This window comes from Halanaerobium kushneri (assembly GCF_900156285.1).
Lineage (GTDB): Bacteria > Bacillota > Halanaerobiia > Halanaerobiales > Halanaerobiaceae > Halanaerobium > Halanaerobium kushneri.
Window position 1 is genome coordinate 285,063 of sequence record NZ_FTNC01000001.1, and the last position, 19,899, is coordinate 304,961.

Annotated in this window: 21 protein-coding genes and 1 riboswitch; of the genes, 2 read left to right on the forward strand and 19 right to left on the reverse strand. The window is 34.5% G+C overall.

The features are described from left to right. Nucleotides 1–10: 10 nt before the first annotated feature. Together BW929_RS01345 and BW929_RS01350 are read right to left on the reverse strand one after the other, a co-directional pair. Nucleotides 11–1,117, reverse strand: a complete 1,107-nt coding sequence (locus BW929_RS01345) for an energy transducer TonB (RefSeq protein WP_076543562.1) — start codon at nucleotides 1,115–1,117, stop codon at nucleotides 11–13. Between the two features lie 38 nt (nucleotides 1,118–1,155). Then, nucleotides 1,156–2,976: a TonB-dependent receptor plug domain-containing protein gene (locus BW929_RS01350; protein ID WP_076543563.1), complete on the reverse strand. Its 1,821-nt coding sequence runs from the start codon at nucleotides 2,974–2,976 to the stop codon at nucleotides 1,156–1,158. A gap of 141 nt (nucleotides 2,977–3,117) precedes the next feature. Next, nucleotides 3,118–3,304: riboswitch (cobalamin riboswitch) on the reverse strand. A 218-nt stretch (nucleotides 3,305–3,522) separates the two neighbouring features. Here BW929_RS01350 and BW929_RS01355 point away from each other — a divergent pair. Both BW929_RS01355 and BW929_RS01360 read left to right on the forward strand, forming a co-directional pair. After that, nucleotides 3,523–3,888, forward strand: a complete 366-nt coding sequence (locus BW929_RS01355; protein ID WP_076543564.1) for a YraN family protein — start codon at nucleotides 3,523–3,525, stop codon at nucleotides 3,886–3,888. Nucleotides 3,889–3,953: 65 nt separating this feature from the next. After that, complete coding sequence (locus BW929_RS01360) at nucleotides 3,954–5,477, forward strand: YifB family Mg chelatase-like AAA ATPase (RefSeq protein WP_076543565.1); 1,524 nt, start codon at nucleotides 3,954–3,956, stop codon at nucleotides 5,475–5,477. On the opposite strand, the gene BW929_RS01365 is transcribed toward BW929_RS01360, so the two are convergent. The 17 genes from BW929_RS01365 to BW929_RS01445 form a co-directional block, all read right to left on the reverse strand. After that, nucleotides 5,460–5,906 (reverse strand): QueT transporter family protein, encoded by a 447-nt coding sequence (locus tag BW929_RS01365; protein WP_076543566.1) that lies wholly within the window; start codon nucleotides 5,904–5,906, stop codon nucleotides 5,460–5,462. The genes BW929_RS01360 and BW929_RS01365 overlap by 18 nt on opposite strands. A 73-nt stretch (nucleotides 5,907–5,979) precedes the next feature. Next, nucleotides 5,980–6,792 (reverse strand): ribonuclease HII, encoded by an 813-nt coding sequence (locus tag BW929_RS01370; protein ID WP_076543567.1) that lies wholly within the window; start codon nucleotides 6,790–6,792, stop codon nucleotides 5,980–5,982. Next, a complete protein-coding gene (gene ylqF / locus BW929_RS01375; RefSeq protein ID WP_084566041.1) occupies nucleotides 6,782–7,666 on the reverse strand; it encodes a ribosome biogenesis GTPase YlqF in 885 nt (294 codons plus the stop codon). The genes BW929_RS01370 and ylqF overlap by 11 nt, the downstream gene beginning before the upstream one ends. Nucleotides 7,667–7,753: 87 nt before the next feature. Further along, entirely contained in the window at nucleotides 7,754–8,107 is a 354-nt protein-coding gene (gene rplS / locus BW929_RS01380) for a 50S ribosomal protein L19 (protein ID WP_076543568.1), read from the reverse strand. Between the two features lie 32 nt (nucleotides 8,108–8,139). After that, nucleotides 8,140–8,724 carry an RNA methyltransferase gene (locus BW929_RS01385; protein ID WP_076543569.1) on the reverse strand — a complete coding sequence of 195 codons (585 nt, stop codon included), beginning with the start codon at nucleotides 8,722–8,724 and terminating at the stop codon, nucleotides 8,140–8,142. After that, nucleotides 8,711–9,469, reverse strand: a complete 759-nt coding sequence (gene trmD / locus BW929_RS01390) for a tRNA (guanosine(37)-N1)-methyltransferase TrmD (RefSeq protein WP_076543570.1) — start codon at nucleotides 9,467–9,469, stop codon at nucleotides 8,711–8,713. Before trmD ends, BW929_RS01385 begins: the two co-directional genes overlap by 14 nt. An 11-nt stretch (nucleotides 9,470–9,480) precedes the next feature. Further along, nucleotides 9,481–9,993: a ribosome maturation factor RimM gene (rimM, locus tag BW929_RS01395; RefSeq protein ID WP_076543571.1), complete on the reverse strand. Its 513-nt coding sequence runs from the start codon at nucleotides 9,991–9,993 to the stop codon at nucleotides 9,481–9,483. Nucleotides 9,994–10,014: 21 nt separating this feature from the next. Further along, the gene (locus BW929_RS01400) at nucleotides 10,015–10,242 is read right to left on the reverse strand and encodes a KH domain-containing protein (protein WP_076543572.1); all 228 of its coding nucleotides are present in this window, start codon (nucleotides 10,240–10,242) and stop codon (nucleotides 10,015–10,017) included. A 19-nt stretch (nucleotides 10,243–10,261) separates the two neighbouring features. Continuing rightward, nucleotides 10,262–10,525 carry a 30S ribosomal protein S16 gene (gene rpsP / locus BW929_RS01405; RefSeq protein WP_076543573.1) on the reverse strand — a complete coding sequence of 88 codons (264 nt, stop codon included), beginning with the start codon at nucleotides 10,523–10,525 and terminating at the stop codon, nucleotides 10,262–10,264. A gap of 49 nt (nucleotides 10,526–10,574) precedes the next feature. Beyond that, a complete protein-coding gene (gene ffh, locus BW929_RS01410) occupies nucleotides 10,575–11,915 on the reverse strand; it encodes a signal recognition particle protein (protein WP_076543574.1) in 1,341 nt (446 codons plus the stop codon). Between the two features lie 12 nt (nucleotides 11,916–11,927). After that, entirely contained in the window at nucleotides 11,928–12,272 is a 345-nt protein-coding gene (ylxM, locus tag BW929_RS01415) for a YlxM family DNA-binding protein (RefSeq protein ID WP_076543575.1), read from the reverse strand. A gap of 458 nt (nucleotides 12,273–12,730) precedes the next feature. Then, entirely contained in the window at nucleotides 12,731–13,654 is a 924-nt protein-coding gene (gene ftsY / locus BW929_RS01420) for a signal recognition particle-docking protein FtsY (RefSeq protein WP_076543576.1), read from the reverse strand. Next, nucleotides 13,655–17,263, reverse strand: a complete 3,609-nt coding sequence (smc, locus tag BW929_RS01425; protein ID WP_076543577.1) for a chromosome segregation protein SMC — start codon at nucleotides 17,261–17,263, stop codon at nucleotides 13,655–13,657. A 70-nt stretch (nucleotides 17,264–17,333) separates the two neighbouring features. Next, nucleotides 17,334–17,594 (reverse strand): stage V sporulation protein S, encoded by a 261-nt coding sequence (locus BW929_RS01430; protein ID WP_076543578.1) that lies wholly within the window; start codon nucleotides 17,592–17,594, stop codon nucleotides 17,334–17,336. 148 nt (nucleotides 17,595–17,742) lie between these two features. After that, nucleotides 17,743–18,453, reverse strand: a complete 711-nt coding sequence (locus BW929_RS01435; RefSeq protein ID WP_076543579.1) for a pseudouridine synthase — start codon at nucleotides 18,451–18,453, stop codon at nucleotides 17,743–17,745. Nucleotides 18,454–18,487: 34 nt separating this feature from the next. Further along, the gene (gene scpB / locus BW929_RS01440) at nucleotides 18,488–19,165 is read right to left on the reverse strand and encodes an SMC-Scp complex subunit ScpB (RefSeq protein WP_084566042.1); all 678 of its coding nucleotides are present in this window, start codon (nucleotides 19,163–19,165) and stop codon (nucleotides 18,488–18,490) included. 4 nt (nucleotides 19,166–19,169) lie between these two features. Further along, nucleotides 19,170–19,898, reverse strand: coding sequence for a segregation and condensation protein A (locus tag BW929_RS01445; protein WP_076543580.1), 729 nt, complete (start codon nucleotides 19,896–19,898; stop codon nucleotides 19,170–19,172). Nucleotide 19,899: the final 1 nt, after the last annotated feature.

Genomic DNA, 19,899 nt, shown 5'->3' on the forward strand with positions numbered 1-19,899 from the left:
TTACCTCCATTTAATTTAACTTAAAACGAATTGGCAGATTAACAATTACCTCAACTTTATTACCATCTTTTTCTGCAGCTTCAAATCTCCAGTTGGAAACTGCACCAAGAGCAGCCTGATCAAAAGAATCATAACCCGAGCTCTGACTGATTTTTAAATCATGAGGCTTACCAGCTTTATCTATTCGCAAAGACATTATTACTTCACCTTCAATATTTCTTTTCCTCAAGTTAGAAGGATATTCTGGCTGAGAATAATTTATTATTCCTGGTTTTTTAATTGAATTTGATCTGTCTTTTCTTAAATCATAAACTTTATTTTCCTGACTGACTTTATTTTGCTCCTCATTAGAATTAAGAGGACTATTAGCTGAAGCTTTATCTTCTGTTACACCCTTATCACGAGCTTTATTATTTTTTTCTTCAGAAATGCTGTCCTGATTTGATTGAATATCCTCTCTATCTTGATTCTTATTCTCTGCAATTTGATCAATATTTTCGTCTGCATCCGCCTCCAAATTGGCTATAAAACTATCTAAATCAAATTTTTCTTTTTGATTGTTAGCTTCCGGTTGCTCAGATTTTTCTTTTTCTGGCTTATTTGATGAATTCTGAAGCCAGGCCGGCGGTTCATCTCTATTATCTGCTGTAGTTTCTTTTTCTTCAGTTGTTTTGGCAGGTGGATCTTTCTCTTCTATAATTTCTGCATCAGTTTTCTGAACTTCCGGATTTTCCTGAACCTCTAGCTCTTCCTCAATTTCTTGAGCCTCCGTAGTTTCTGTAGTTTCCATATTTTCTTGAGCTTCAACTTTTTTGACATTTTCTTTCTTTTTATCTCTAATTTCTTCGTCTCTTGGTTCTGAACTATTTTTATCTACTTCCTCTTCTGGCTCTAATTCTGCTGCCGGAGCATTTTCAGCTGAACTTTCTCTGCCAGCTTCATTCTGAGTATTTTCGGCAGGGTTATTAGAAGCAGATAATAATAGTTCAACCTTAACCTCATTTTTGTCTAAAGGTTTTATATCCTCTGCCAGAAGCCCTAAAGAACCAGCTTCCAGCAGCAGGATAAGGGATAATGATAAGAGGAAGGCAGTTAGATATATTAATTTTTGCTTCATTATCATCATCCTTTCTATAGGTTAATTTATAGGTTTAACTAAAATTTGGTGCTGAGGTTAACCATAAAGTTACGACCAGGCATTGGATAGCCATCTACTACTTCATAGTCTTTATCGAAAAGATTGTTAATTTCAAAATCTAATTCTTTGCTTTCGCTTAAATCAGTAACTAATTTTAAATCAGAGATGAAATAAGAATCTACTTTACCTCCACCATAAGAGTTTGTTTCATCAACATAGCTATTGTCTAATACAAAATTATAATTTTCTTTGTCGTACTTTACATTTAATGCAAGCTGATTATAGGGCATATTTAATGACTGACCGTCTACACTATCATCTCTAGCCTCTAAATAGGTATAGGCAAAATCAATAGTCCAATTATCATCAAAGCTTCTTGATGTTAATAACTCAATTCCTTTAATATCAGCTTCATCAATATTTTCCATCATAGATGTATTAGAATTATAAGTAATTAACTGCTCAAAATTTCTTTGGAAAAATGTAATTTCTCTTCTGCAGATTGAATCTAAATATTTAAATCCAAGATCAAAAGTTTTTCCTGATTCTGCCTTTAAATTTTCATTACCTCCAAAACCATATAAATCAAGAAATGTTGGAGCTCTATAAGCTTCTCCATAATTAAAATTAAAATTCCAGTTATCAGTTAATTCATAGATATAGCCAAATTTCGGGCTAAGATTTGCTCCATATTCATCATGATCATCATATCTAGCACCATAAACAAAAATATTATTATTTAATCTAAACTTATCCTGAATATATAAGGCTTTGTTAAGATTTTCATGTGTATTATTAGTTGATAATTCATTATCTTCTACTTCATTTTCTATTATTTCAAAACCATAATTTATTGTGTGGTTATCAAAATTATAATTAGTTTCTTTAAAATTTAAACCTCTTTTTAAAATATCTACATCAGTTATATTATAACCTGCTGGTCCAAACATTGACGCTGGATATCTAGTCTTATCATACATCTCCCGCTCATTATTGTAGACTAAAAGTGTTCTGTCTCTGTTTTTTAAATTTTGATCTAAAGAGATTCTAATGTTTTTATCCTGATCATCACGAAAACCATAATCATCATTTGCATCTGAACCAGGATAATTCGATTCAGTATTATTATATCTGTATGTAAAATTTAAGTTAGATCTTTTACTGAGATTATATTTGTACTTGATAAAAATATCGTCCCGATCTAAAGCTGACTTCTGATCAGGATCATCTCGATGTTCATCACTGCTCAATTTGTCGTAAGAAATAAATACTGAAGAGTTATCAAAATTATAATTTGTTGTCAGAATATAATTTTGAGTGTTATATGAGCCAAAACCAAAATTAACCTCTGTTTCATTATCTTTATCGGCAGCTTGAGTTACAATATTAATTACTCCACCCATAGCATTTGCTCCATAAATTGATGATGAGGCAGACTTAGAAATTTCAATTCGTTTAATAATAGAAATTGGTATATCCTCTAACCTAATAACCCCATCCTGAGGACTATTTAAAGGCTGTCCATCGAGTAAGTATAATATTTGATCCTGTCTTGCTCCTCTAATTATTACATCTTTTTTTCCAGTTAAGCCACTAAAATTTTTAATATAAACTCCACCAGCATCCTGTAGAAGATCTGCTAAATTTCTGGCATTGCTAGCTTCTATCTCTTCCTGATCAATAACTTCAATACTGACTGGAGTCTCCATAATACTTTCCTGATAACGACTTGCTGTCACAACAATTTCATCCAATTCCATAACTTCTTCCTGGGCACTTACCGGCACTGCTAAAATCAAGAGTGCTGTAAGCATGACTAAAACTGTTTTCCTTAACATAAATAATTCCTCCTTAAGTTTTTGTCTGCTCACAGCCACCTAAGACAAAAAAGGCTAAATAAATAGAAAAAGACACCCTAAGGATACATTGAGGGTGTCATAATAGATATAGTTAGCCCACAACCAGTCCTGTCTCGAAGATGGCTGCCATCCTTTCAGGCAGGTCTCCTGACTTTACAGCTTTACCGATTTACCTTCCCCAGCACTATTGATGAGTGAGTGGTAATTAATCGGCCTACTGATTAACAGTGGCGGACCCGTTCAGGAATTTCACCTGATTCCCTATTATCTTCTAATTTAAAGAAGCACCTAAAAAGAGAACATTATTTTCTTTTCTAATAAATAATATTCTTTAAATTTAGCTGAATTCCTTTAATTAATTTTTAATATTGCAAAATAATTATCTTTTGAATATTATAGAAATTACTTATTTAGATATGTCATTATTTATCCTCTCCCAGATTATAATAAAAAAATAATTTTTATGCAGGAGTTTCTATATTTTTACATAATTATATAATATATTCTATTTAAGGAGGTATTTTGATGGCTTTACACAATAAAATTGGAAAAATCGGTGAAGATATTGCAGTAAAATATTTAAGACAGGAGGGTTATTATATTATTGAAAGGAATTATAGAAATAAATTTGGAGAAATTGATATTATCGCTGCTAAAAATAATTACACAATTTTTATTGAAGTTAAGAGCCGCAGCTCCGAAAATTATATTGAGCTGGCCCAATCTCTTTATTATAAACAAATTGCTCACCTGCGTCGAGCCGCTATCTTTTATTTTTCTGAAAAAAACATCCATTTAAGTTTAATCCGTTTTGACCTGATTGCTTTAAAAATTGATCCTGCTGCCAGAAGAATTGATAAATTGAAACATTTTAAAAATATAATTGACTAAATTAAATTATAAGAATTTAAGTAACTAAAAATATAATATACATTTATTGGGAAGGAGAAATCTAAATGTATTCCTATCTTTATTCAGCTGTTATTTATGGTGTTAAAGCAGAAATGGTAAAAGTTGAAGTAGATATTTCAAGAGGGCTACCCAGTTTTAATATTGTAGGTCTGGCCGGAAAAACTGTTAGAGAATCAGCTAAAAGAGTCCGCTCAGCAATTATTAATTCTGGTTTTGAATGGCCAGTCAAAAAAATTACTGTTAATCTGGCCCCGGGAAATATTAATAAATATGGATCTCATTTTGACCTGGCAATAGCTGCAGTGCTGCTTGAATGTTCGGGACAGATTAATATTAAAAATAAAAAAAATAAATTTTTTGCTGGAGAATTAAATTTAAATGGTAATATTAATCATGTAAAAGGACTACTCTCCATGCTGCTTGCCGCTTCCAAAAATAATTATCTCCAGGCTATTATACCTCAGGCAAATCAAAAAGAAGCCCTGCTGGTTAAAAATTTAACACCATTTTTGCTTAAGCATCTGCGTGATGTTAATAATTTAGAAGCAGCAGAAAAAAATAATTTTATATCTGATTCAAATCAAAATTCTACTCTAAACTATCCAGAGTTAAGTCAGATCAGAGGTCAAAAAAATGCTAAAAATGCTCTAATCACAGCTGCAGCTGGCGGACACAATTTACTTTTGATTGGGCCTCCGGGCTGCGGTAAAACTGTTCTGGCAGAATCAATAGTAAAATTGCTGGCCCCACTCAACAAAAAAGAACTGCTGGAAACAGCCTCTATCTACAGTATTAATAATAACTTGAAAGAACTCAATTTAGAAAAGAAATACCGTCCTTTTATCGCTCCTCACCATTCTATTACCTCGGCTGCTCTAATTGGTGGAGGTCAGATACCAGTACCTGGAGAAATATCTCTGGCTCATAATGGTGTCCTCTTTTTGGATGAGCTGCCGGAATTCAAAAATTCTGTTCTGGCAAATCTAAGAGAACCACTGGAAAAAAAGGAAATTAAAATTGTCCGCCAGCAGGGAAGTTACTATTTCCCAGCAAATTTTCAGTTTGTAGCTGCAATGAATCCCTGCCCCTGCGGTTTTGCAGGAGTTAAAGATAGAGAATGTAAGTGTTCAGAAAGAGATATTGTCCGCTATCAGCAGAAACTATCAGGACCACTAAAAGATAGGATTGATCTACAAATTGAAGTTCTTCCTTTAAAAAAAGATGAAATCCTAACTAAAAATATCCCCGAAAAAGAAGTTAATTATCTTAAGAAAATAAAAAAAGCCCGCTTAATGCAGGCTCAACGATATGAAAAAACAAAAATAAAGAAAAATTCGGAATTGATGTTAGAAGATATAGAAAAATACTGTCAGCCTGACAGGAGAGGTAAAAAAGTTTTAAACCAGGCCTATGAGAACCTCAAATTAAGTGTTCGTGGTTATATAAGGCTAATGAGAGTAGCCCGAACTATTGCTGATTTAAACTCCAATTCTAAAATTACAGAATCCGATCTGATTAAAGCTATTGACTTTCGCTGGTATGCTGAAAAATCAGAAATGCTGCTTTAGATATCTAATTAAGGGTACACCAAGGATTAAAACAACAGCTGCCTCACTTAGACCAATCTGGATTACATTTAACCAATAAGGCAGTTCAAATAAAATATGAAGATAGATGCTGATCAAAAATGCGTTAAATAAAATTGGACTTAAATAGGCAAAAATATTATCACTATTTTTGTAGGTAACATAAGCCGCCAGCAAAGTAACCAGACTACCACCAATTATATCTACTAAACCAAGCCCTCCAATAATATTGGCCAGCAGTACTCCTAAAAATAAAGCAGGAACTGCTTCCGGAAATAAAATTGGCAATACAGTTAAAGCTTCAGCAGCTCTAAACTGAATCGGACCAAAACTTATTGGAGCTAAAAAATAAGTTATAACTACATATAGAGCAGTAATAGCTGCACCGCGGGCTAATCTTTTTGTATTCATTTTTCATCTCCTTTCAAAAAAATTGTAACTTTCTATTTTAAACAAATAATAAATTTTTAAATCAAAATCAATACTATTCAGGAACTCGGCCAAAGGATTTACGATGGATTGGAGAAGAGCCATATTTTTCTAAAGCAGCAATATGTTCAGCTGTACCGTAGCCCTTATTTGATTTAAAATTATACTGAGGAAATTTTTCTGCATATTCAAAAATAATATTATCTCTCGTTACTTTGGCAATAATTGAAGCAGCTGCAATAGCATTTACATCTGCATCTCCATTAATAACTGCTTTTTGCTCCACTGTTAAATTAGGGATAACCGCATTTCCATCAACAAGTAGAAGTTCAGGATTTTGATCCAGCTCTGGCAGCAGATCTTTAACTGCTCTCTTCATAGCAACAAAGGTCGCCTCCCTAATATTATACTTATCTATTTCACTACTTGAAGCCTGGCCAATCCCAACCTTTGCTCTGGCTTTGATTTTTGAAAATAAGATTTCTCTTTTCTTTTTAGATAACTTTTTAGAATCATCCAAACCATAAATCTTCGCTTCAGGATCCAGTACCACTGCAGCAGCTACTACAGGACCTGCCAGAGGTCCTCTACCGGCCTCATCCAGACCAACAATTACCTGATAGCCTTCAGCGGCAAGCTCAGTTTCAAGCTGGTTCATCTGCTCCCACTTAGCCCTGATTTTTTGCTGCTTTTTTATTTTACGCTCCAACCTGGCAGCTATCTTTTGAACTCCCTTACGAGAATCCTGATTTAGAATTTCGATTATTTTAGGCAGCTCCTTTTTAACTTTCAGCTCAGAAGTAAATTTTTTTACTTCTTTAACAGTCAGCTGACTGAATTCTGGTAAATTCAAATCATTATTTTTCATTGTGATCAGCTGCTTTTAAATTTTCAGCTTCTGCTGGCTTTTCTAAAGTTATCTGGCCCAGCCTGCCATCTCTAAAATCATTAATTATAATTCCTGCTGCCCGGTTGCGATCTACCTTACCACCGGTCATCAAACATCCTCTTTTACGGGCAATATCTGCCAAAATATCATAGGGATGAGCTTCTAAATAATCAAGACTGTAAGCATCAAGCAGAATATCCTCATTAATTTCAATAATGAATTTAATCAATTTGTAAGCTGCCAGCTCAAAATCAAAAATGTCATTATCCACAGCACCGGTTAGAGCTAACTTATAGGCCTTATCTTCACTACTGAATTTAGGCCATAAAATTCCGGGAGTATCAAGCAGGCGCACCTTTTTGCTGACATTGACCCACTGTCTCCCCCTGGTTACACCCGGTTTATTACCAATAGTAGTAATATTAGAACCGGCTAAAAGATTAATTAAAGCTGATTTTCCGACATTAGGAATTCCAATAATCATTGCTCGCAGACGGCGAGGATTTCTACCTTTTTTAGATAGTTTTGATGCTATTTGATCATAGGTATTATTTAAAATACTCTTTAATTCACTAACTCCCTCACCAGTTAATGAATTTAATAAAACTGCATCTTCCCCGGTTTGTTTTTGAAAATAATTGATCCACTTCTGATTATAAGCTGGATCAGCCAGATCTTTTTTGTTTAAAACAGTAACCTTAGCCTGCTCATTAATTAATTTTCTTAAGTCAGGATTCTGACTGCTAATCGGAACTCGAGCATCAGCAACCTCAATTACAATATCAACTAACTTTAAATCCTCTTTTAATATTCTTTTTGCTTTGGCCATATGGCCGGGATACCACTGTATCATAATCAAAACTCCTTAAAACTTTTTCTGAATATTTTTTAAGTCCATAAATATTGAAAAAAGGTGGAGAAAACCCCCACCTTAAAATAATTATTTTCTTTCTTCTCTTTTTTCTTTAATTCTAGAAGCCTTACCTCTTCTATCCCGCAGATAGTAAAGACGAGATCTTCTAACATCACCACGGCGTACCACATTAATAGTATCAAGTTTAGTACTATGTAATGGGAAAGTTCTTTCCACTCCAACACCGTGTGCAATTTTACGAATAGTGAAGGTTTCGTTTAAACCACCACCATTTCTTCTAATTACAACCCCTTTAAAAGGCTGAAGTCTTTCTTTTCCACCTTCAGAGATTAATACTTTTAGATCTAATGTATCGCCAACAGCAAATTCGGGGATATCATTACGAATTTGTTCTTTCTCTATTTCATTGATAATGTTCATCTATAAACCTCCTCTCAAAAAATAATTAAATTTTATGCCTCCCACCAGGGATCAGACAACAGACGATCCATAATAATTGAAGCAGCACTTCTAACTGAAAGATGATTAAAATCTCCTCTACCCCAGATAGGATAAAGCACATAATCACAGTCAGCAACCATCTCCTTGGTTAAACCATAACCGGTTCCATAAATAATTAAAAACGGGCGGTCAATTTGCTGTAATTCACTGCGCATATCTTTATAGGATATTGTATTTGGATATTCACGAGCATCAGTAGCAATCAGCAGAGGCTCCTGCCCTGTTTCTTTTCGGATTTCTTCTTTTACTTCCTCAAGTTCTGAAGCAATCTCGAGCACCGAAAAAGCCTGATGACGGTTATAAACATAATCAGCACCACGACCACCAGTCCAGTAATCTCTGACTCTTTCTACCAATTCCTGCTGTGATTTAAGATTATTGATAATATAGTATTTATTGATATCATAGGTTTTTGCAGCTCTTGCTATATCGTGTAGATCATAATTTGTTACAGTTGTTGTTATAACTTCACCCAGTTTATTATAAATAGGATTATGGACTAAGCCAAGATAAACATCTGCCTCAATTTTTGCCATCAACTTCACCCTTTAGTTCCAGCTTAATTTCTTTAAGTAATTCTTTTTCTAAATCACTAAGTTTTTTATCTTCCAGTAAATCTTTTCTTCTTAAAAGAGTTCTTTTTAAAGACTCTTTTTTGCGCCATCGCTCAATTAACTGATGATTACCACTTAGTAATACATCAGGAACCTTGAGGCCATTAAATTCTCGTGGTCTGGTATAATGAGGATGTTCTAAAAGGCCATTATAAAACGAATCCTTTTTAGAAGAATTTTCATCTCCCAGTACTCCACTCAAAAGTCTGGAAATTGAATCAACAAGAACCATTGCCGGCAGTTCTCCACCAGTAAGTACATAATCACCGATAGAAATTTCCCGGTCAATAATTGTTTCTCTGACTCGTTCGTCCACACCTTCATAACGGCCACAGATTATTGTTAAACCCTGCTCCTGGCTTAGATCCTTAACTAAATCCTGGGTCAATTCTTCACCCTGCGGACTCATTAAAATAGTTTTTGATTTTTGCCCTCTCTTATCCTGAGTATTCTGCCAGGCCTTGAAGATCGGTTCTGCCTTCATCACCATTCCAGCTCCTCCACCGTATGGTGGCTCATCTGTTGTATGATGTTTATCCTCAGCAAAATCACGGATGTTTACTGTTTTTATATCTATCAAATCTTTTTCTCTGGCTCTTTTTAAAATACTCTCACTAAAAGGTCCCGCAAACATTTCCGGGAAAAGAGTTAAAATATCAAAAAACATAAATTCAGCTCCTAAAGATCTAAGATCCCCGGGATAGGATCAACAATAATTTTTTTGTTTTCAAGATCAATTTCTAAAATCATTTCCCGACTGGCAGGCAGCATATATTCTTTATCCTTGCCTTTGACCAAAAAAATATCTGTGCCTGAAGTGTCAATAACATCTATTAATTTTCCCAGATAGCTGCCGGATGCAAGATAGACCTCACAGTCTATTAAATCATCGACATAAAAGTTATCTTCTGGAAGTAAATATTTTTCAGACTCATCAATTAAAACCTGATAATTTTTAAGTTCTTCTGCTTCATTAATTGAATTAATGTCAAAAAACTTTATTATTACAAATTGTTTATGGAAACGAATATACTCTATCTCCAGTTCCTTAAGCTCATCTCCTCTTTTAAGATAGACTGTATCTAAATCAAAGAATCGCTCCGGAATGTCGGTGGTTGCCTTAACCCTAACTTCTCCTTTATTTCCCTGGAAACGAGTAATTATTCCAATTACTAAGTAATTATCACTCAATTATTTCACCAGCCTGAAAAATTATTTAATATCAACCCTTACTTTTGTTCCTTCTTTAGCAGCTGCAGCATTAACAACGGTTCTAATTGCTTTTGCAATTCGGCCTCTCTTACCAATGACCTTACCCATATCTTCATCTGCAACCGAAAGCTCAATTGTTATCGAATTGTTATCTTCAACCCTGTTAACTGAGACTTCAGAAGGATTGTCTACTATGGATTCGGCAATAAATTTTATCAATTCTTCCATGGAGAAAACCTCCTTTTAATTACTCATTACCGTGGTACTTAGCCATAACACCTGACTTCTTTAATAAAGTCTTAACTGTATCTGAAGGCTTTGCACCATTATTTAACCACTTGAGTGCTTTTTCTTCATCAATATTATATGTTTCTGGTTCAGTTGTAGGGTCATAGAAACCTAATTCCTCAACAAAGTATCCCTGAGGAGCTCTCTTGGAATCAGAAACAATAACTCTGTATGATGCATTACGCTTACTTCCCATTCTTTTTAAACGAATCTTAACTGCCATCTATCAAACACCTCCCTCCGTTAATAATAAAAATTACAAGTCTATTTATTTAATTGAAAAATGGCAGATTGAAACCTCCACCTTTTTTCATTTTACCGCTGTTTAACTGCTTCATCATTTTTTTAGTCTGTCTAAACTGTTTTAAAAGACGATTTACTTCCTGAATACTGGTTCCACTACCCTGAGCAATACGCTTACGGCGTGAACCATTAATGACTTCAGGGTCTCTTCTTTCTTCTGGTGTCATTGATGAAATTATTGCTTCAATATAATCAAGCTGTTTATCATCAACCTGCATATTTTTAAGCTGTTTGGCTCCACCTAAACCGGGAATCATTCCCAGAATTTCATCCATCGGCCCCATATTTCTCACCTGGTCCATCTGCTCCATAAAATCTTCTAAAGTGAATTCATTTTTTCTGAGCTTCTCTTCCAGTGCCTGAGCCTTTTCCTTATCAATGCTCTTTTCTGCCTTTTCGATTAAACTTAAAACATCTCCCATTCCCAGAATACGTGATGCCATCCGATCTGGATGAAAAGTTTCTAAATCAGCAAGTTTTTCGCCTGTACCAGCAAATTTTATTGGTTTACCTGTGACTGCCTTAATAGATAAAGCAGCACCACCACGGGCATCACCATCCATTTTGGTTAGAACTATTCCATCTACGTCAAGGCGCTGATCAAAGTTTTTAGCTACATTTACAGCATCCTGACCTGTCATTGCATCTACAACAAGTAGAATTTCATCCGGTTCAACTGTAGACTTAATAGACTCCAATTCTTCCATCATATCCTGATCAATATGCAGACGTCCTGCTGTATCAAGAATAATAGTATCACAGTTGTGAGAAGAAGCATAGTTAATACTTCCCTTTGCAATATCAATCGGATCACTGTCTTCTCCCATCGAAAATACGGGTAAATCAAGTCTTTCTCCCAGAACCTGAAGCTGTCTGATAGCAGCAGGCCGGTAAACATCTGCAGCAACTAATAAAGGACTCTTACCATCCTTTGATAATTTACGGGCCAGTTTACCAGCACTGGTAGTTTTACCTGAACCCTGAAGACCAACCATCATAATAATTGTAGGGGGTTCAGGTGCAATAGCAATATCTTCTTTACTGCCACCCATTAGTTCCTGCATTTCTTCATTAACAATCTTAATAACATGCTGTCCAGGAGTTAAACTATCCATAACTTCCTTACCAACAGCTCTCTCTTCAATTTTAGAAATAAAGTTTTTTACAACTTTATAATTAACATCTGCTTCCAAGAGGGCCATCTTAACCTCTTTTAGAGCAGTCTTAACATCTTTTTCTGTCAGTTTACCCTTTCCTCTTAACTTATCAAAGGTATCCTGCAGTTTTTCAGCGAGATTTGAAAAAATCATATTTTACCTCCTCTAGAGGATCGATTTAATCGATTCCAGTTTTTTGCGCAGATCCTGATTCTGGTCTGCAGCTAAAATACCCTTAGCCGTCATCATCTCTTCTAAATCATTTATATTTGTTCTGATCTTATTATATTTTTTTAAAAGCCCGAGCTTGGCTTCATAATCTTCCAGGCTCTCCTCACTTCTATGTAGATGGTCATAAACTCCCTGACGACTGATCCCTATATTATCAGCAATCTCAGAAAGAGATAAATCATTATAGAAGTAGCTTTTAATAATCTTTTGCTGCTTTTCTGTCAGCAAAGAGCCGTAAAAGTCAAATAACATTGTAATTTTAATTGTTTTCTTTAGCAAAAAAATCACCTGTAAAGTTAATTTACTTAACACAGGTGATAGTATATGATATTTTGGAGCTTTTGTCAAGCTAAAATTTCAAAACATCCTTAAATTTTTTAATAGGTTAAGATTGAGCCCAGAAAAAATTATCTAAATCTCCAAATTAACTTTTTTGTAGCACTAAAAATTTATATTCATTTAAAATCAGACTACCTTCTTGATCAGCACCTCCTGTGCTGCATTCAGCTACAAACCTCCTGTTTGTAGGTCTGATTTTAAATAAATACTCATTAAGTACTACAATAAAAAGTTACTAAGTCAAGTTTATCTAATTTTTTCTGGGCTCAATCTACTCTTTAATTAAATTTTTAATTAAGTTTTGAAATTTTAAGCTTGCAAAACTCTCTTTTTAAATATCTGGAGGAGAAAGTCAGGCAGATATTTTATTTCTCTAATACTCTAAATAACTGACCTATCTAATCTTCACTGCTGAAAAGTGCCTCTATAAATTCTTCTGGATCAAAGTTCTGCAGGTCTTCTGCTGCCTCTCCAACTCCAATCAGTTTAATTGGAATATCCAGTTCATTTTTAACTGCAATTACAATACCACCCTTGGCAGTTCCATCAAGTTTGGTTAGAGCAACCCCATCAACTTCTACAGCATCATTAAATAATTTAGCCTGAGAAATAGCATTCTGGCCGGTTGTTGCATCTAATACCAGCAGAACTTCAACTCCAGCATTTATTTCTGCTGCCTCTCTATCGATTACTCTTTTAACTTTTTTGAGCTCTTCCATTAAGTTAGTCTGGGTGTGCAGTCGGCCGGCTGTATCGACAATTAAAAGATCTACTTCTTTAGCTCTGGCAGACTGGACAGCATCATAAGCAACTGCTGCTGCATCAGAACCTTCCTGCTGAGCAATCACATTAACTCCCAGACGGTCTCCCCAGATCTGGAGCTGTTCAATTGCACCCGCTCTAAAGGTATCACCTGCTGCCAGCATTACCTTTTTACCCTCTTCTTTATGCCGGCCCGCAATTTTAGCAATTGTAGTAGTTTTTCCGGCACCATTAACACCGACTACCATGATAATATTAAGATCTTTATCGAATTTAAAGCCGCCTTCGTCATTCTGCAGCAGACTCTGCAGTTCTTTTTGAAAATAATCCATTAGTTCTTCTGGTTCAGTAATTTCTTCTTCTTCTACATTTTCTTTTAATTTTTCAATTAAGGTAAAAGTGGTTTTAACACCTACATCTGCCTGAATTAAAACCTCTTCCAACTCTTCAAATAGTTCATCATCAATATTTGTTCTGCCGGTAAAAATATTTGTTACCTGATTTACAAAACTTTCCTTTGTTTTTTTAAGCCCATCCTTTAATCTCTGTAAAAATCCCACTTATAAAGCCTCCTTGATATAATTATCATTAAATTCCTCTGCCTGGTCTAACTTTAAAGAAACCAGACGAGATACACCAGATTTTTCCATAGTCACACCGTAAAGCGAATCAACTTCAGTCATCATATAACGTCGGTGAGTGATGATAATAAACTGTGCTACCTTTGCATACTTTTTAATAAAACTGGCAAATCGAACAATATTAACATCATCCAGAGGAGCATCTATTTCGTCCAGAACATAAAAAGGACTTGGTTTAACCTGAATAAAGGCGAAAATTAAGGCAATCGCTGTTAAAGCCCTCTCACCACCTGAGAGCAGAGATAAACTTTTTAAACTCTTTCCCGGCGGTTGAGCATGGATTTCCACCCCTGTTGTTAAAAGTTCGTCTGGATCAGTTAACTTAAGTTCTGCTTTCCCTCCCTGAAAAAGGGCTTTAAAAACCTTAGAAAACTCTTCCTTGACCTGATAAAAAGTATCTGCAAACATTTTTTCCATAGATTCCTCAATATCCGAAATCACAAGTTCAATTGAATTCCGGGCATGTTTTAAGTCAGCCTGCTGTTCATGCAGATAATCAAGTCTTTCCTTTAGTTCAGCAAATTCTTCTACAGCTGCTTCATTAACCGGATGCAGGCTGTCCATCTTCTTTTTTAAATCATGAATTTTGGCCTCTGCTTCTGCCTCATCTTCATCTGTAATTTCAATTAATTTATTTTCATCAATCTCATTCGGTTTAAGTTCATAATCATTAATTAAAATTGATTTAATGTTTTCTAATTTGTCATCTAGCTTGGTATATTTTAAATCAAGCTGGTGAAAATCATCTTTAACCTTGTTTAACTGCTGCTGCAGTTCTTTTGCTTCTTTTTCCTTGGTTTCAACTTTTTTTTCCAGATTTTTAACTTCAATTGTTAAATTATTTTTTTTCTGCTTCAGCTCTTCACCCTCAGACTCCAATTTCGTTTTCTGCTGCTGAAGTCTAATTTTACGATCAGCGATTCTTTCCAGATCACTGCTAATCTCATCAATCTCTTTTTTTCGCTCTTTTATTTCTTTCTCTTTTAACTCTAAAGCGCGCTTTCTATCAGACAACTTTTCCTGCGCATTATTTCTTTTTTCCGAAATTCTGGCCCCATCCAGCTCTAATTCTTTTAACTGAGGTTCCAGTTCTGCAAGATTTTCTTTTTTTATTTTAAAAGCGGCTTTTAGATCATTGATTTCACTATCCAAATTTTTAATCTCTATTCTGAATTCTTCAATGTTTTGCTGCTTAATTTTAATTGTTTCTTTGTTATCTTTAAGATTATTATCCAACTCAGAAAAATTATTCTGTCTTAAATTCCTGTCTGATTTTAATTCTTTTAAATTTTCTTCAGCTCTATTTTTATCATTTATAATATTGTTTTCTTCCATTTTTAAAGACTGAAGTTCTGATTTTAAAAGCTCTAATTTTTCCCTTTTTTGGTCAAGTTCTTTTTTGTTATTTTCCAGTTTTTGGACAAGTGATTTTCCTTTTTGCTGCAGTTTGTTTTTGCGCAATTTTAGCTCTTCAATTTTTCGACTGCGGCCGATTAAATCTCTGCTGTTACTGGAGCTGCTTCCACCAGAAATAGCACCACCGGGATATACAACATCTCCTTCTGTGGTAACAATTCGAAAACTGCGCTTAATATTTTTCGCCATCTTAACAGCATGGTCAAGATTATCACTGACTACAATTTGACCTAAAAGAAAGTTGAATATATTTTCCAGGCGCTCCGGAAAATCTACCAGATCAACTGCCAGACCAATAAATCCTTTCTGATTTCTCAATTGATTTAAATAACGATCACTAAGCCGGGAACCATTAACCATATTAAGTGGTAAAAAAGTTGCTCGCCCTCTGTTATTTTTCTTTAGGTAGCTTACTGCATCTTTAGCTGTCTGATCATCTTCGACAATAATATTCTGCATTTTGGCTCCAAGTGCAGTTTCTATAGCTTCTTCGTATTCGGCTTTAACTGAGACTATTTCGGCCACTACATCAATTAAACCACTAAACTGTTCTCGTTTTTCTAAAATGCTGCGCACACCATTATAATAACCTTCATAACTTTCCTGCATTTCTTCCATTAACTGCAGACGAGAATTATAATGCTGATAATTCTCCTTTGTCTCTAAAAGCTGATCTTTACCTGCTTCCAGAGCCTGATCTTCTTTTCGGATTTTTTCTTTTAGAGTTTCTAATAGCTGCTTCTTTTTTTCAATCTTAGTTCTAACTGCAGCCAGCTCTTCTTTGATTCTTGAGGTACGAGCAGATTCCTTTTCAATTTTTTGATCTATCTGATTTTGGTCTAAAGATATTTCCTGCAGCCGATCATTAGAAATTTCAACTCTTTCTTTTAATCTTTCCAGTGCTGAATTTTCCTGCTGTATTTTTATTTCTTTTGCTTCAATTTTATTTTCTTTAGAATTTATTTGCTTTTTTAGAGATTCAATTTTTTCCTGATTTTGTCTAATGCTATTTTTTAATTTATCAATTTCATTTTCAATATTCTGCTGGTCAGAATTTATCAGCTTAAAATTTTCTGCTGCCTCTTTAACTTCTTCCTGCTGCCTTTGTCGTTCCTCTTTTAGCTCAGCAATTTTATTTTTTAGATTTTCTTTATTTTCTATGTAATTATTTTTCCTTTCTTCCATAACATTTAGGTTATTTTTAATCTCATTAACCTTATTCTGATTCTGAAAATAGCGATTACTGAGCTCTTCCTTTTCATTTTTAAGAGTTTTAAGCTTGTCTTTATCATTATCAAGCTGATAAGAAATTGCATTATAGGAGCTCTGTTTTTCATTTAAAGTCTTCTGCTGAGCATCTCTATTTTTGCTCAATGCTTTGAACTCAGCTGAATTTTTTTTCCACTGTTTATTTAAAAGGCTAATCTCTAAATCTGAAAGTTCTTCTTTAAATCCTTTATACTTTTTAGCTTTTTCAGCTGCATTTTTTAAAGGATCATGTCTTTTTTCAAGTTCATCCACCAGATCATGAATTCTCTTTAAATCATTATTAGTATTTTCAAGTCTTTTTTCGGCTTCTTCTTTACGAGATTTATGTTTCATAATTCCTGCAGCTTCTTCAAAAAACAATCTCATTTTATCCGGCTTGGATTTAATGATTGAATCAATTCTTCCCTGTCCAACTATTGAATAACCATCACTGCCCAGACCACTATCCATTAAAAGCATTTCTATATCTTTTAACCTGCAGGAAGCTCCATTGATTAAATAATCACTGCGACCATCATCTCTTACCTCACGTCCTAAAGTCAATTCTTTGCCTTCAACAGGAAGGTCTCCACTGGAGTTATCAAAAAATAGAGTTACACTGGCTTTCTTTTTGGCGTTTAATTCTTCACTTCCAGAAAAAATAATATCAGCCATTCTGCTTCCCCTCAGATTTTTGGCACTCTGCTCGCCCAGAACCCAGCGGATAGCATCTACAATATTACTTTTACCACTGCCATTTGGTCCTACGACAGCAGTTATATTTTCTTCAATTTCTATATCAGTTTTACTGGCAAAAGACTTAAATCCTTTAAGCCTAATTTTTTTAAGAAAAATATTAACCACCTACCTTATAAGTAGCCTGATTTTACATTTAAAAACCTACCCTCACGGATAGGTTTTAAAAAATCGTGATTTATCTCGGCTCAACTAAAAATTTAATAGCTGTTCTTTCTTCTCCATCGATTTCAATTTCAGCAAATGCAGGAATCATAATTAAGTCCATTCCATTGGGAGCAACATATCCCCGGGAAATCGCAATTGCTTTGATAGTTTGATTGACTGCTCCAGCTCCTACCGCCTGTAACTCAACCCTTTTTTCTTCCCTAACAACCGCTGCTAAAGCACCAGCAACAGCTTTTGGATCAGAATTTGATGAAACCTTTAATTCTTCCATAAATAATTTAACTCCCCCTTAAATGTAATTATAATTTTTTAAAACAGGTGGAGAATCTTCAGGATTATTAAGAATAATCTTGAGAATATGTAAACAGCTAATTATTTAATTCTTGATTAAAGTACTTATTCCTTCTTTATTACTTAAATTAAAGCATATTTTTCAATTTCGTTACTTCCCTGTCATTTAGATATCTAAATTCACCTTCTTTAACACCATTGAGTGTTAAAAAAGCAAAAGAAATTCGCTGCAGTGAAACGACCGGAAAACCAGCAATTTTGGCCATCCGTCTAACCTGTCTGTTCCTACCCTCATGAATAATTATATCAAACTCGGTCTGATCTTTTTTCTGATTTACATTTGATATTTTAGCAGGTGCTGTTTTTTGTCCATCGATTATCATTCCATTTTCAAATTTTTTAAAATCTTCTTCTTTCATTTCTCCCTGCACAAGAACTCTATATTTTTTATCAACTTCCTTTTTCGGATGAGTTAATTTATAAGTTAAATCACCGTCATTAGTCATAATTAAGAGTCCTGAACTATCATAGTCAAGTCTTCCTGCTGGATACAGACGCTGTTTTAAATCAGGAATTAAGTCCATAACAGTAGGTCGACCTTCCGGATCAGATACAGTTGTAATATAACCTTCTGGTTTATTTAAAAGAATATATCTTTTTTTCTCTTCACTAATCAGCTCACCATCAACAACTATTTCATCCTGTTCTGGATCAACCTTAAATCCCATTTCGGTAACAGTTTGTCCATTTACTTTAACTCTCCCTGCTGCTATAATTTCCTCCGATTTTCTGCGAGAAGCAACCCCTGCATGGGCCATAACTTTCTGCAGTCTCTCCATTATTTCACCTCAAAATTATATTATTTTAAACTTTTTAGTTTGTTTCCTGCTCTGCTTCTAATTCCTTTTTTTCTGCAGCTTCTTCTGCTGCCTCTTCAATTTCTGCAGCAAATAATTTTTCTACTCTTTCAATTTCTGGTAGTTCAGCTAAATCTTCAATATCCAGATATTCTAAAAATTGATCTGTTGTTCCATAAATAATCGGATTACCAATAGTTTCTTTTCTCCCAACTTCTTCTATTAACTCATACTTACTTAGAGTAGTTAAGGTCCTCTCAACACTGACTCCTCTAATTTCCTCAATTTCCGAACGTGTTACTGGCTGTCTGTAAGCAATAATTGCCAGGGTTTCCATAGAAGCAGTGGAAAGAGAAGATACTTTAGTGATATCAAATAGCTGTTCTATCTCGCGGGCAAACTCTTTTTTGGTCTGGAATAAATAACTGTCATTATATTCCTTTAGCTGAATACCAAATTCTCCCCCCTGATATTTTTGCTCTAAATATATAATTACTCTTTCTAATTTTTCTTCTGAAAATGAAGTTATCTCCTTAATTACAGATCGTGGAAGTTTCTTCTTGCTGCTAAATATAAGGGCCTCTACCAGTGCGATATCCTTTGGTTTTAAGTCTTCAAAGCCAAGATTTTCCAGTATTTTTTGTGCTTTTTCTTTTCGTTTTTCACTGAGATAACTTATATTGTCTTCGCTCATTAAATCACCTTTCCATACTAATCCGGATATCAGAAAAATTATTTTCCTGAACCACCTTAATTCTTTTGCGTTTCATCAGTTCCAGTAAAGCAAGGAGACTGACAACTATTTCCAGCTGATTATTTTCTTCTTTTATTAAATGAAAAAATGAAACTTCCTGGTTGACCCGCCTAATATCTTTCAAAATATCTCTAATCTTGTTGCGGATATTAAACTTTTCTTCTTTAAGATATTCCAGTTTAGGGTTTCTTAAAACTTCTGTTTCTTCTTCTTTTTCGGCAGTTAATGCTTTAATAACCAGTTCATGTAATTTAGACACAGAAATTTCCAGATCTACCTGCAGCATTTCCGGCATTAATTCTTCTATATCCACCTGGGCCCGGTAACGATTGCCAGCCTCTTCTTCCCATTCTTTTAACATCTGAGCAATATTTTTAAATAATTCATATTCCCGGAGGCGGGTAATTAATTCGTGTTCACTCTCTTCTTCCTCACTTTCCTCTTCCTGAGGCAGAAGTGCTTTAATCTTGATCTCTATTAATTCTGCTGCTATAATTAGAAATTCACTTGCCAGATCTATGTCAAATTCCCGCATCTGATCTAAATAGTCAAGATACTGATCAGTAATTCTAGCAAGTGAGACTTCACTGATATCAATTTCATTTTTTTTGACCAGCTGGTATAAAAGTTCAAGTGGTCCCTCAAAGTCATCCAGTACTAGTTTATAATCCATA

Excerpts from the sequence above, each read along its gene's own strand:
- BW929_RS01365 (WP_076543566.1), bottom strand. The coding sequence starts at position 5,906 with ATGAATACAAAAAGATTAGCCCGCGGTGCAGCTATTACTGCTCTATAT.
- ffh (WP_076543574.1), bottom strand. The coding sequence starts at position 11,915 with ATGATTTTTTCAAATCTCGCTGAAAAACTGCAGGATACCTTTGATAAG.
- BW929_RS01360 (WP_076543565.1), top strand. The coding sequence starts at position 3,954 with ATGTATTCCTATCTTTATTCAGCTGTTATTTATGGTGTTAAAGCAGAA.
- rplS (WP_076543568.1), bottom strand. The coding sequence starts at position 8,107 with ATGAACATTATCAATGAAATAGAGAAAGAACAAATTCGTAATGATATC.
- BW929_RS01345 (WP_076543562.1), bottom strand. The coding sequence starts at position 1,117 with ATGAAGCAAAAATTAATATATCTAACTGCCTTCCTCTTATCATTATCC.
- BW929_RS01370 (WP_076543567.1), bottom strand. The coding sequence starts at position 6,792 with ATGAAAAATAATGATTTGAATTTACCAGAATTCAGTCAGCTGACTGTT.
- BW929_RS01435 (WP_076543579.1), bottom strand. The coding sequence starts at position 18,453 with ATGGAGAGACTGCAGAAAGTTATGGCCCATGCAGGGGTTGCTTCTCGC.
- ylqF (WP_084566041.1), bottom strand. The coding sequence starts at position 7,666 with ATGATACAGTGGTATCCCGGCCATATGGCCAAAGCAAAAAGAATATTA.
- BW929_RS01400 (WP_076543572.1), bottom strand. The coding sequence starts at position 10,242 with ATGGAAGAATTGATAAAATTTATTGCCGAATCCATAGTAGACAATCCT.
- rpsP (WP_076543573.1), bottom strand. The coding sequence starts at position 10,525 with ATGGCAGTTAAGATTCGTTTAAAAAGAATGGGAAGTAAGCGTAATGCA.
- BW929_RS01350 (WP_076543563.1), bottom strand. The coding sequence starts at position 2,976 with ATGTTAAGGAAAACAGTTTTAGTCATGCTTACAGCACTCTTGATTTTA.
- BW929_RS01430 (WP_076543578.1), bottom strand. The coding sequence starts at position 17,594 with ATGGAAGAATTAAAGGTTTCATCAAATTCTGATCCAAAAGCTGTTGCT.
- BW929_RS01385 (WP_076543569.1), bottom strand. The coding sequence starts at position 8,724 with ATGGCAAAAATTGAGGCAGATGTTTATCTTGGCTTAGTCCATAATCCT.
- BW929_RS01445 (WP_076543580.1), bottom strand. The coding sequence starts at position 19,898 with ATGGATTATAAACTAGTACTGGATGACTTTGAGGGACCACTTGAACTT.
- trmD (WP_076543570.1), bottom strand. The coding sequence starts at position 9,469 with ATGTTTTTTGATATTTTAACTCTTTTCCCGGAAATGTTTGCGGGACCT.
- BW929_RS01355 (WP_076543564.1), top strand. The coding sequence starts at position 3,523 with ATGGCTTTACACAATAAAATTGGAAAAATCGGTGAAGATATTGCAGTA.
- scpB (WP_084566042.1), bottom strand. The coding sequence starts at position 19,165 with ATGAGCGAAGACAATATAAGTTATCTCAGTGAAAAACGAAAAGAAAAA.